Annotated in this window: 2 protein-coding genes and 2 pseudogenes; 1 reads left to right on the forward strand and 3 read right to left on the reverse strand. The window is 32.8% G+C overall.

Annotated features, from left to right (window positions below; translation table 11 throughout):
* Positions 1 to 522: pseudogene (gene mutL, locus CAI20_RS00005) on the reverse strand (DNA mismatch repair endonuclease MutL); the annotation flags it as partial.
* A gap of 395 nt (positions 523 to 917) precedes the next feature.
* Between mutL and CAI20_RS00010 the strand changes: the two are divergent.
* Positions 918 to 1,734, forward strand: a pseudogene (locus CAI20_RS00010) (IS630 family transposase).
* 200 nt (positions 1,735 to 1,934) lie between these two features.
* Here CAI20_RS00010 and CAI20_RS00015 read toward each other — a convergent pair.
* Together CAI20_RS00015 and CAI20_RS00020 are read right to left on the reverse strand one after the other, a co-directional pair.
* Positions 1,935 to 2,309, reverse strand: a complete 375-nt coding sequence (locus CAI20_RS00015) for a hypothetical protein (protein ID WP_149168621.1) — start codon at positions 2,307 to 2,309, stop codon at positions 1,935 to 1,937.
* 268 nt (positions 2,310 to 2,577) lie between these two features.
* A complete protein-coding gene (locus CAI20_RS00020) occupies positions 2,578 to 13,755 on the reverse strand; it encodes a DEAD/DEAH box helicase (protein WP_246111604.1) in 11,178 nt (3,725 codons plus the stop codon).

The following is a 13,755-nucleotide window of genomic DNA, read 5'->3' on the forward strand; positions in this document are numbered from 1 at the left end:
CACAATATCAACAATACTTTGTGTTTCTGCCCTTTCGGTTTTTAGAAATTTTAGTCTATTTGGAGTCGCAAAAAATAAGTCACGAACTTCAATATATGTACCCTGCAATAAAGAATAAGGGGTAATCTCTCTTATTTTTTCTCCTCCCTCATACCTTATAGACCATGCTTCCTTTGCTCCACTTGCCTTAGACGATAATTTCATTCTACTTACTGCTGCAATTGAAGGCAAAGCTTCTCCTCTAAAGCCAAGATGTTTGATTTCTATTAACTCACTATCGCTTAATTTTGAAGTGGCATGCCTCATAAATGCTAGTTCTAAGTCGTCCTTTTCTATTCCATTTCCATCATCTGTCACAGTTATAAGGTTACGTCCACCACTTTCTATTTTGATCTCTATCTCTGAACTTCCAGCATCTATTGCATTTTCTACTAATTCCTTTACTACACTTGCTGGCCTTTCGATTACTTCACCCGCTGCTATACGGTTTATTATTTTTGTATCTAAAAGAATTATTGCCATAGAAGCTTTGATTGAAAGTAAAATATACCCTTCATGACTTACTTTGTCTAAAATTTATATCTCTTTTTTGGTGTCTCTGATTTCTGTATTTTAGTTTCCTTCCTATAGCTTGCTTTTCTAATTATACATATTACCCATTGTAAGCTTATACTATGTTGTAAAGCAGTTTCATCTAATTTTTGCCATGTTTTCAACCCGAATTCTGGATTAGATTTTGGCAAATTATTGAAAGTCTTGTCTTTTTTAATTAAGTCTGATCAAATTTAAAAGTGGCAGTTTATTGCGTGTTTCATGCTGCTAAACTATTAAAATTCTTAAATTTTACTGAATTATAGCCCTTCTAATAATAGTGGCAACAGAATAAAATAGAGATTTAGGGTAATAAGAAGGTAAAAGTGCCAGCAGCGTACAGTTATGACTTAAGGAAAAAAGCCATTCAGGCGTTAGATGAAGGAGAGAGTAAAACAGCAGTAGCAAAGAGGTTCAAAATCGGTAGAGTAACATTGTACAAATGGGAGAAAAGGCGGAAAGAAACAGGAATCGAAGAAACTGAGAAGTAGAGGCTATAATCATAAAATCACCGATTGGAATGCGTTTGCAGAATTTATAAAAAAACACGGCGGTAAAACACAATCAGAGGTGCTGAGGCAATATATAGTCATCAAACGATTCATACAGCTCTAAAAAAAGTGGATTTAAACGCAAAAAAAGACTTATTGATATAAAGAAAGAAATGAAGAAAAACGTGCTGAATTTTTGAAAGTCATATCGGCAGAGTCCCCTAAAAATTTGATATATTGATGAATCTGGTATAGAGAATACAGAATATACGGATATTGCAGAAAGGGAGAAAGGTTTCATACACTAAAATCAGGTAAGAAAACTCAGCATGATTGCAGCTTTAAGTAAGGGAAAAATCTTTGCACCTATGACCTTTGAAGGGTATTGTGATACAGAGGTTTTTAATGGCTGATTCGAGCAATTTTTGGTACCAATATTACAGTCTGAGCAAACAGTGATTTTGGATAATGCAACTTTTCATAAATCCAAGAAAACAAGTGAATTTGCCAAAGGTATTGGTGCAGAGATTCTGTATCTTCCTCCTTATTCTCCAGATTTTAATGAAACTGAGCATCATTGATTTGCTATAAACCCGAGCCAGAAACTCTGTTCAAATCTTTTCGTCAAGCTGTCGATTCTGCTTTTTTATGAAATGTTCTCACTATTGGGTAAAAAGCTATAACTCCTCATTTAGCTGTGGATTAAAAATTGTGGAACTTCTCTGACTTGCTTCTCTATTTCTTCCTAATTTGGAATTTGAACTTTCCGTAATAAAAATGTAGAGAACGGTAGAGAAAATAACCCCCGATTAATCTTGCAATATTCTTTAAAATTCAATGGCAAGTAGTTGCCTATCGATAAGCATTCATGCCCTCACCTGAATAACCTTTTTTTCCTTTTTCAAATACTGACTCAATTGTAATATTAGTTAAAGCTGTCTTTACATTTATTAGCTCTAATTTCTTTCTATCACTAAGCTTTCCTCCATTAATTCGGGTATCTAGTACGGCTATAAAATCCTCCTTTACGCTTTTTATTATACTTGCATCTTCTGCGGTAAGGCTTTCTCTAAAATTTATCTTACCTAATTCTTTTAGATTCCTTGATTGAAACTTATCTATATCTCCACCTATTCCATGCCACTCGTTTGCATACTTTGGAACATTTTGTGTATGACCTAGAAAATTTACGAGTTCATTATAAAGCTGTTCAGATTGTTTTACCATCTCGTGATTAATCTCACCAAGTCTGACTACATGCGCTGCATGAATTTCTCTTCCTTTGTTGCTACTCTGATCTTGAGACTTACTTGATCCACTTTTGACTACTTGATTCCTTAGTATATTTGTTTGTTCAGAAGCTCTTTGTATTATTCCACCAATACGAAAAAAGCGTGTAAAACGGTCTTCTAGGTGATCAGATACGTTACGTTCCCTATATTGATATTCTTCGTAATCAAGAAACTCTTCATTATCAAAGGATGACGATTCAAAATCATGTATTACCTTCGAACGCTTTCTTGCAGATGCACCACAAACGCACCAAGAGATATAGGAAGCCGGTGCCAGCCTTGCTGAATGTGATACCGTATTCCTTTATCATGTTAATACAATCAGCTACCTTATCTCTGAATCCTTCTGGTGATATTATATTTCTTAATCCAGGTATAGCTTCTGATAAAGCTTCATATAAGCAATTATTTTTTGATTCACTACTGTTTTCCGATGTGCTGCTTCCGCAAAATTCAAAATGATTATCTTTGAGCTCAAGAGGAATAATTATCCTTCCTGTTCCTTCTGATATAGATGAAAATTCTTGTCTTATACCACCATTTCCTTGAACAATAACGATTAGCCCTGGAATTACAACTCCTTGCTCTTTTAGTATCTTATATACTACTTGAGTACACGCGTTAACACATGTCATATCCATTGGAATGTTTTCTCGGACTATATCTGCAAGTAAGTCAGGATTTCTAGTTTTAATCATCAACTTTCGCAAATCTTTATGATATTTTTCCGTAATATGGTTTTCTGTTTTAGATGTATTGTCACATTGTTGTTCACTCTGTAGCTTTTCCTTGTGCTCCTGTTTCAATCCTTCAAAGCGCTCAAAATGCCCACTTTCTTTGTAAGACTGATATGCTTCTTGCACTTTTTTTCCAATACATCTAACCAGATGATTAGCGCCTTCTTTAAGGACAGGGCTCACAATATGCCGTGCTATAATTTGCCCAGCCTTTTCGCGAAGCAATGATTTCCACTGATCAATTACTCCTTTTTTAAAACTCTCATAATCTTTCTCCACTTCTTGTTTTTGATTGCGTTCTAAGTCTTTTTCCAGCTTATTTAGTCTACCTTTTATTTCCTGATCTAAGTTACCTAAAAGATTATTAGTAATCACTATTATATTGGCAATCTGAACAGAACGTTCTGACCAAACCATTATCTTACTAATAGCATGAATAGGTAATACCAGCTTATTACTTGTTTTGCTTCTTTTTTTAACAGCTTCTGCAATTCCTTGAGTTACACTACTAGCTATCTTGTTGGCAATAGGTAAAAACTCTTCCACATAACTTTGCCTAGTAAAGACACTCTTAGTTAAGTCACCTATAACTTTTTCTGCTCTTTCTCTTCCTAATACTTTATAGGCTTTTTCTAAACTTATAGAGATATTATGTTCTTCTACTTCGCGTTCAATATCTGACAAAATATCAGAGGCTATGCCTTCACATAGTGCTTGAAGGTAATTTTCAACGAGTGTATCAACTCCTGCATTAGCTAAGCCAAGCGCTAACCCTTCTATAGTTTTTAATGTAATACGCTTTGCAACTTCTTTTCCTACTACTTTCCAACCTGCAGTTTGAATCAGCTGAGTTCCGGACATTTCTGCTACTTTCTTACCAAATTCAAAATTAGGTCCAGCTAGTTTATGACCAAAACGTGATACCTTAGCACCTCTTGAAAGATAAGCTCCTATACCAACAGTAACAGCTGTCATCATTAAACTTTCAAGCTTATGTTGTCTATAATCTTCCCAACTAAAATGGCCTGATTTTAAAGCACCTGCTGCAAAGAAGAGATCATTTACACCCTCGCTAACAAATGCAGCACCAACATGGGTCATAATACCCACTGAATATAACTCTATAGCAGTACCTACAGCTATTTGGCTTACTCCCATAGCAGTTACTGCTACAGTGTTGATAAGCATTTCTTGTGTCCATTTCTTCTCTTCTAATTGTAAAAGTTGATCTAATCCATTGAGAAAAAAGACATGCACTTCCTCTATATTTGCAAATTCACCTTGACCACAAAACTCAGTTAGAGATTTTAGTTTACTATCAGGAACCTTTAAAGCTTTCAATGAACTTCTTGATCTTTTCAAGGTGCTAACAATATTTTTAATTGTATCTTTTTTCGCTAGTTGTAATTGATTGTCTAAAACTTTTTCCACTGTTTTATCAATACTTTGCAATTTGGTCGGTACGTTTTCATGGCTTCCTTCGGGAAAAAAGTTTAAAGGTTTTTGTCTTTTATCAGGGCTATTAATATAATAAAGATCTTGTACTAAAGATTTGCCAGCATTTTTAATGTTTTCCTTGCTAATAGCTCTAATACCCTCATCTTGTATAGACTGCATTGGATCGTACTTGGTAATCCATCCTTTCTCAACCAAGAAGCCAAAAAGCTTTTCTATACACTCTTCTTGAATGAGTGTACTTTTAGAAAGTATACATTTAAAATTATCTTTAGTCATTTTTTGACTATATATACTCTTCAACTTTTCCTCTAAGCCTTCATCTTTAGTTGCTACCATAGTAGTTCTGATAATTTTCTGTTCTAATAATTCCAAGACTAAACTTTGATGTGGTTTTGTTATTAATTGCAGACGAACAGGAAAGTTTTTTTCTTCTAGCTGCACTGCAATTTTTTGAAGGGCTATTCTATAGGTAAAACATGTAGATAATAGTCCTTTTAGGACATTCTCATAAACTGGACAGAAAGAAAGCTGAACTTGTTTGATTTCATCAAATTTGATCTTTAGTCCATAAGCATTATTTTCTGAGCCATCCTTTTTTTCAATGACCTTTTGTTTAGCTAGTTCTGCTAAAATTTTTTCAGCTTCACTTTTAGTGATATTTACTTTAGTAAAGTCTTCCAGAGTAATGGAATCGTAACAAGGAAAAGTCATAGATTCAATTTTACTTTGGTCTATATGCGCTTTTCTGTTAAATGAAAGTACTCCTCTCTCTTTCAATATTTTATATTTGTCTTTGCCTACAATCTTTATAAAATCATCTTTTTTAAAAATATTACCTTTATTTTTCTGTTGTGTAACCCATTCTACATTTAAAAGAATCTGTTCATTATTGAGCTCTAGAGTTTGCTTTTCTAACTCTTTTTGGTTTATTTTTCCAGTCAGATGATCCAATAATGAAGGATCTGTTTCTTTCAATTTTTCATTATTAACTACAACACACTTAACTTCTTCATTTAAGATTTTTTGTTTAATCAATGACTTCCAAAATGCTTCTCTGCTAGGCAATTGTACTTCTTTTTTTAATTCTTTTTGAAATTCTTTCTCATTAATTTCCTTCCCTTCATATTTGGAAAGAAAAATTTTTAATGTTTCAACTGATACTCCATAGCCAGCACTGATCACTTTTAGCTCTTCTTCAGAAATGCTCTTTTTTACTCTCGGCTTTTTTAGCATGCCCTTTTCAAGAAGATCCTTATATAGACTTTCAGCCAGCTCTTCCTTAATATCATTATTAGCAAAAGATTGTGGAGTAATAGTGTGTCCAAAAATATCATCTATAGACCGTGAAAACATATAATAAAGGTTAGCCAAGCTCTTTTGCTGTTCTTCATAAGCGTCGATTTGAATGATACTTTCGTTATTATTCTTCTTAATCTTACCAATAATACCTGCTGCATTGATAGCAAATTTACTATGCTCATCTAAAAGCCTTGCAGCTTCTCGCAATTCTTGCTTAAATTCTTTCAAAACTTTCTCATCTTCTTCTTTTAAAGGCTTTTGTTCTAAATCAACCTTCTTTACTAATGCAAATGCCTTGTAATAACGTGCTGCTTCAGAAAAATATGGCTCTTTTTTAATCACCTCATCAAACAGCTCAAGGGCATTTTTATGAGCATTTTTATGTTCCTCATTTTGAGAGAGATACTTTCCAAGTTTAATCATTTGAATTGGATTTTCTTTAACCCAGGCTAACCAGTTTGTGCTATCATATTCAATAATTAGAGTTGGAGGTCCTTCATACGAAGGTAACCACTTTTCGCTATACCCAGTGTCTAAATTCTTTAATCGTGAGATAAATTTGTCCAGTAGGTTGTAAAGATTTCTTTTATCCTGTTCACCTGTCAAATTTCTTACATATTTAGTGTGTTCATCTAACCAGAAAGCCCATTTGTCCAAGCAACTCTGCAATACAATTTCTTTAACTTCAGTAGGTACTTTTTTATCATCAAGGTCTTTCTTCAATTGTTCGTACTGCTCTTTGAATGCTTTAAAACAGCTTTCTTCCATAGTAATCTGAGTATCATAGTAAGCTTTAATGTCAGATATACGATGTAATTCTTCCACATCACGCTCTTTCTTTAAATCAAGTATTTTTGAGTTACTGTATTCTTGTCCTTTTGAATCCATGATGATTAACTGACCAGAACCCTGGTCTCCACTTCTTGCTGCTCGCCCAAATGCTTGCTGTTCAACTCGAATATTGCTAGGTAGGTAAGTTAAACAAACATGTAATCCTTCTGCTTTCCTCAATTCTTCTGTAATTTTTATGTCAGTTCCACGGCCAGCTAAGTTCGTTGCAATAATAATCTGTCCTTGCCCCAGCTCTTTGTTACCTTGAACAATTTCAAACCCTTTATCAAACTCTTCGTAATCTCTTGTATATGTATGAACATGTTTTGCATCCTTTCCTCCAAAAGCTTTGTATAAAGTCTCTACATCATTTACTGTTTCACAGATGATTAAAACAGATCGTTTTTTTTCCTCAGTTAGCCTTTTTGTTTCATTACATATGCGCTTTATCCATTCATCTTTGCCAGTACAAAGAATAGGTTTTTCCTCACGAAATTGCTTAGACTTGGCTGTAGGGATAGTTACAAAGTCTACCTCATGTATCTCCTGCAATAAATCTCTTTCTCTCTGTGACCCTAAAGTGCCTGTTAATCCATATAAGTTACTGTACAATTTAAAGAAAGAAACATTAGAGATAAAAACAGCTTTTAAGCTTTGTAAAGATAATTTACATCCATGTTTGAGTTGTAAAAATTGGTGTAATGCTTCATCCCATTGAGAATTAGCTTGATCTGTTCCTGTATCTCTATCAAGAATTGTAATATTAGGATTGCGATCTGGACTACTTCCGGTTTTATCTACATCCACTACATAATCCTCTCCTGCTTTCATGAAGAACGCGGTTATAGCATTATTAATCCAAGATTCTAAGTGCTGTTCAATAAACGGTCTGAGATTATTGGGAACATGTATAAATTTTTCTCTTTCAATGCACTCTTTTAAAAGGTAAAGAAAACGATCTTTGTAACAATTAAATTCAGGTGAAAGTACTTTATTAAGTTCATTGTCATTAATGTTTCCTTTTAACAATTTGCCCTGATCATCTAATATCTCAGTTTTGATTAAACGTTCCCACATAATATTTTTTTGCTGCTCGCTTAATTCAGACCCAAGCTTTCCAATATCTTCTTTTTTCACCAATCCATATAAGTCACTTATCACTGCTTCTTTAATTGCTTTAGCATCAAAAGCATAGCAAAGTTCTTTATTATCTCTAGCTGGTCTATTAATCCACTGCCAAATGTAAATGTAAACAGATTCCAGCTTATCTAGTCCTGCCAGATCATGAGATAAGTACAACATATTGTTACCTTTATCGAGCAACATACTATCTACTTCATCAACAATTACATTATTAAAATTACGATCTCCTAAAATATTTTTCCCATAAAATTTATCTAATAAATAATCGCGCTGGAAATTAGATAAATCACCATATACCACTTGATTATCTGAATATGCTTCCTTTCTTTTTTCAATATCTTCACTACAGTTATGTGATACATTAATACCAAATAAACTATAGATATCTCTATTATCCTCAGCATCACGTTTTGCCAATACAGAAGAACTAGTTATAACATCTACTTTCTCTCCACAAAGTGCTTTCATAATTGATGCTGCTACTACAATTAATGATTTTCCCTCTCCAGTAGACACTTGTGCTAGGGTGCTGCGATCATTTGTCAATAACGCCAATACAGTTAATTTTTGAGTATCACGAAGCTTAAATACTCTTTTTAGTTCTAATTCTTTTTTTAACTCTATTGCTCTATATATTACAGCAAGCATTTCCTCTTTTACATCTTGCTTTCCTTTACCCATATTGCTCTGAAATTCTTTTACCCAATTTTTAATATCATCTTCCGTAAAACTACCTATAGGTTTTTCAGCAGTTATATACTTATCAATACTTTCAATATAATTCTTAATTTTTGGCAATTTGTTTAAAATTTCTTTCGAAGTATTAGCATTACTTTTAATTAGTTCAACTAACTGAGTTATCTTCCGTTCTTCTTTATTAGCAGTAAACTTCTCCTGCATTTTCTGTGCCCAATCATCAATTCTACAACTGTTAAGGGTATTTAACTCTTCTGTACTTAAGTTCCATTTTTCATTATGAAAATTAGATAAAATGTTAGTAAGCTTATCAGATGACAATTCTTGTTTTTTCTTTTCTAGAGCCTCTATAAATTTCTCCGATAAAAGAGCGCCAAAAATATTCTCTATAGATAAAAGATAGTAAGAAGCTGTTGGTAAGTCATCCTTTTGCCAATCTACTAATTTTGATAGCTTGCATGTCCAGTATTTTTCTTTCAGTGCATAAGGCCACTCAGATAACTCTAGTCCTTCTAAACTAACTGTTTCATTTGGAATATTACTTAATAAATGCAGAATATCTTCAATGCATTGAGCAGAAATAGGATTGCTTGATTTATGTTGATCCAACTTTACTTTAAATAACAGTAAAACGTCCTTACTTTCTATTTTCGATAAGTACTTTCTCCATTCAGGTTTCTCTATTAATGTTTTTTTGAAATAATCTTCGAGTTGTAATAACATCAATTCATCTATCCAACTCTTTTGAGGATAAGCTGCAACTATCCAACAAAAGATATTCAATTCTTTTTTATCTTCAATAACAGAAGTTAGAATTGAGTTCACTAAACAATATAATTCTTGAGAGGATACATGTCTTCCTTCGCTAGAAAAGCTTTTCAACATGTTATGCAAAATTCCTTGCTGCCCAATATATTGAGATGTAATTTTGTTCAATCGCTCTTTTAACTGTTGTTTTTCCCCTTCAGGAAAGTATTCTATAATTTTTTCTATATCTTCCTCTTCATTAAAATATTGTTCATCTTCTGAAGGACTGTTATTAGATAAAAAAGCTTTATTCTTTAAGTAATTATCAAATTCTTGTTTTTGTTTAAATGGTTCAATTTCTATAAGAATCCTTGCGTAAAAATTATCTTTTTTCTTACGCTCTTGCTCTAACTTTAAGTAGTTTCCATCTATATTTAATTGTATAAATTCATTATCTCTACATAATATGTGGATAATTTGCTTAGATGAAGGATTGTGATCACCTTGCAGAAACAATTTATTATCTTGATTTTCAGCGTATAATCTAATATTAACATCGAAAATGTAGGCTAATAATTCCCTATAGCTTTCTGATAATAAGCCTTTTTCTTGAATATAATCATCGTATTTCTGAAGAACAGCTTGATCTTTGCAACACTCTTTCCAATCATATTCTTGTCTAAGTTGATTATTAAAACGATTATAAAGAGCCTTCAAAAAATCGTCTTTTTGTATTTTTTCTTCTAGCTTACTTCTTAGAGATTTATCTTTAATACTTTCAATCCATAAACCAAATACTTCTGCATGTCTTGGCTGGGATAGCTCTCTTTTAAACGCCTCAAAGAATATATTCAAACTATGTTCTTGATCTTTTAGAAATTTTTTATGTTTGTTATAATATTTTTTAACATCTGTATGTTCCTCTTCTAATTTTCCTACTTCTAAAACAAACGCTCTAATTGAGTATTTTAAAGCTTTATTCTCTGTATTCTGTAATTCTTCTTTACCGAATTTAGAAATTTTCTCATGTTGTTCTGTACTATTTTTATAAAGATATTGATTCAGAGTTCCTAAAATATGGTGAGAAATATTGTTATCATTTCCTTTTGCTTCAATGAGATATCTTGCTGCATTTTCAGGTGTTAATTCTACATTATTTGTAACCTCCTGATAAGGTGGTAATTGCTTTACAATTTCTTGCAATGTAGCAAGTCTATACTTATCAATCAAAAGCTTCTCTATGTCTTGTAGCTCTGTATTATTTTGTAAGCTACTCGTTTCAGGAGGGCTACCTTTTAAGGTTTCAAAAACTAAAAATAACTGACTAAGCTGAGATAAATTAAGTTCTGCCTTTTTTAACTGAAACCAATTGTCTAGCAGCAATGGTTCTTTTTTTAGCTTATCAATAAAACTTTCAACATCAATAGTCTCTCTGTAAGTGATACTAGATGTTGTAATAAAGACATTATTATGATGCTTACTTTTACTCTGGTAAGAAGAATGACGCCTAATTCCTAATTCTGTAGTTTGCTTTTCCTGCTGTTCTTGATTTTCAGTGATCGCTTGTAAGGCTTGTTGTTTAGTATTTTCTAAATCAGATCGTAAGTTCTGCAGTGTATTTTTTTCCATAGAACTAAGATGATGAGAATAATTAGCTAAAATGCTGCTTTGTGAAATGTTTTTTTTCCTTACAGCTTGTGCGTGATGTTGTCGCTCACTATTCTGTCTAGTACTCTTCCTTTCTTCATACCTTTTTTGCTTTTTATGCTCAATCTTAGAAGGTTCCAGTTCAGCATATATATCCCCTTCACCTTTACGTTCTTTATAGGGACATCGTATACGTTTTGATGAATTATCACTATAGTATTTTAACTCAACTTTACTTTTTTCTTTTACACCAGGAAATTTAGGCCATTCTTCTGTAAAAAACTCTGAAACCGAATAGTCCATATAACCCATATCCCAGCCATTTTCTCCATGATTACCATATAAGCCTCCCTGTCCTTTTTCTCCTTCTTTCCCTTGCTTAACTTCTCTTATAGTATTGAATTCCTGGCTGCTTTCTGGGTTTTTTACTGTTATTCCTCCAGCATATCCACCTTGACCACCTAATCCATATTCTCCACCATGTCCTCCAGGTTGCCCTAATGATCCTTTGTAAAGCAGAAAAGCTTGGCAATTTGTAGTCTTACCTCCACGTTCAAAAGAAAAGATAATCTCGTTTTCTTGATTCGTCATTGCATTTATGAAAATATTTCCCTCAAAAGGGCATTTCTCTGTGCCCCCCCTTCCATAACTTCTACCATGACGTTCTTTTGTTTCTTTAGAATCTTTTATAACTTCTTCAATAATTTCTTCATTAAAAGTCACATCACGTTTAAAAGGGAATGCGTCCCGTTTGCTTTCATACCACTCAGATATTATGACTTGTGAATCTTTTTTAATGTTATTAACAGTTTTTAATATATTATTTGCTCTGCCCACGTGGGTAAATTTAGCAGCCGGAGGAAATTTTTCTTTAAATTCTGCCTTCGTAATACCTACTCCATCCTTACCATCTCTTCCATTTCCACCATCTTGTCCTTTACTACCCTTACCACCATTTGAAATAATGGTAAAATTTTCCGGATTTTCTATTTTCTCTACTAGAATCAAGACATTGCCACCACTTTCCCCAGGATAACCATCTGTCCCTTGTTTACCATGACCATCTTTTCCAGTACCTGCATTATCAGAATAGGTATGATTGTTATCTTTCCCAGATACATTCCAGGTTACTTTATCATGTACTTTTATTGTTTTGGTTAAAACAACTACATTCTTTCCGTACCAAACTTTATTTTTAAAATCTGCATCAATATGTATAACATCAGCGCCAACAAAGCGTACTTCCTCTATATTTGAATTCTCTGAAAGTGTATTTTCTAATTGCCATAAAATTTCACTGACAACAATGTTCTTACCTGTTACTTCAACAACTAATCGACCATCTATTCTTCTTTCTTGTACTTCTACTGGTTTTATATAAGCACCTATAACTTCCTTAAACTTGTCTATTAAAAAAAGATCTTCTTTCTCCTTTAAGCCTTCTGTCACTTTTTTCAAAACTATAAGATTTTCACCATAAGTATCTACTTCAAGCTTCATAATATTATTGATCAACTTATCAAACGATAAATCACCACGACAAAAGTCTTCTAATTCTAGTTCAACAATAATTGATTGAAGATTTTTAGAGGAACTTAAAAAGTCAACAAAAGTTTCTAGAAAAACTAATTCTTTTTCAGCAGAATCACTATAGGCAACTATTTGTTCCAAGCACTCTTTTTTAAACCGACTTATGAAAACTTTTTCATCTTCTTTCCTAACCAATTTATAGTGCTCCATTAAAAGGGTGTAATACTCAAGTTGGTTTAAAGGATTAGGAATCTGGCTAAAACCCTGTATGTCATCTAGTGAATTAAAAATTTCTTGAATAACAGTACGGCTTTTACTTTCAGTCAGTTCTTTTAGTAAATTTGTTGTTTCTTGTAGCCAAAGCCTTGCGCAATATTTTATATATTTTCTCTCAATATAAGCATTGTCAATAGTGCTAAGCGATCTATGAAGCCTTTCTTCTATATAATCTTTAACTTGTACTAAATTACTTCTATACTCTTTAACTTCTTTGCTAATAATATCTTTTATCTCCTGTTTCTTATCACTATGTTCCTTCGTTGCATTTACAGTTTTTTTGAGATTGTCACTAGTTCTCTTATATCGTATACTCAGTGCAGGTTGGCCAGCCAATTGATACACTTGACCTAAATAGTCAGACTGCTCTGCAGTAATGAAAGTATTTTTGTACTCAGGTACAGTAATTGCATCTTCTAGCATATTAATGACTTTTAACAGCTGAATATTTTGAATCCGCTGTCTATTCTCAGCAGAGCATTGTTGCAAAGGAACCTGATTTATACTACCTAAAACAATACATAATTTTGTGTACTTTTTGAATTTATTAAAAGTGCTATATTTTGTCAGCAGATCTTCTTGCTGCTCATGTATTTTCTTTACTTTTGTCAAAAACTTTTTAGCATCATTCTTTAATTCTTTTGTCCTGTCTGAATAGCCTTCTCCAGAAACTTCAGCAAGCTTCTCTAAACATTTTTCTAAACATTGTTTTACGCTTTCTAAGTTAACCTTATATTTATTAAACAGCTCATCATTATAGTAGCACGCAAGGTTATAATAGTGGTAAGCTAAACGCTCATAATACTGTGAATAAGACCAAGAATTAGTATTTTCTCTTATGTCCTTCCTTAGCTCTCTATACCGTTTATTTAATTCTTCTGACACGTTTGCTAGCCAAGGCTCATTTCCTACCCAACTCCCCAAAGAATTTAAATACTGAATAGCTTGCTCAATATTCAAAACAGAGCTTACATTTCTTCCACTGTCACTAATCTGTTGATTTTGAACATTAAACAT

The organism is Wolbachia endosymbiont of Chrysomya megacephala, from assembly GCF_008245065.1.
GTDB lineage: Bacteria > Pseudomonadota > Alphaproteobacteria > Rickettsiales > Anaplasmataceae > Wolbachia.

What these genes read in the sequence shown, in the direction of transcription:
- CAI20_RS00015 (WP_149168621.1), bottom strand. Translation starts at nt 2,309, where the DNA reads ATGGTAAAACAATCTGAACAGCTTTATAATGAACTCGTAAATTTTCTA.
- CAI20_RS00020 (WP_246111604.1), bottom strand. Translation starts at nt 13,755, where the DNA reads ATGTTTAATGTTCAAAATCAACAGATTAGTGACAGTGGAAGAAATGTA.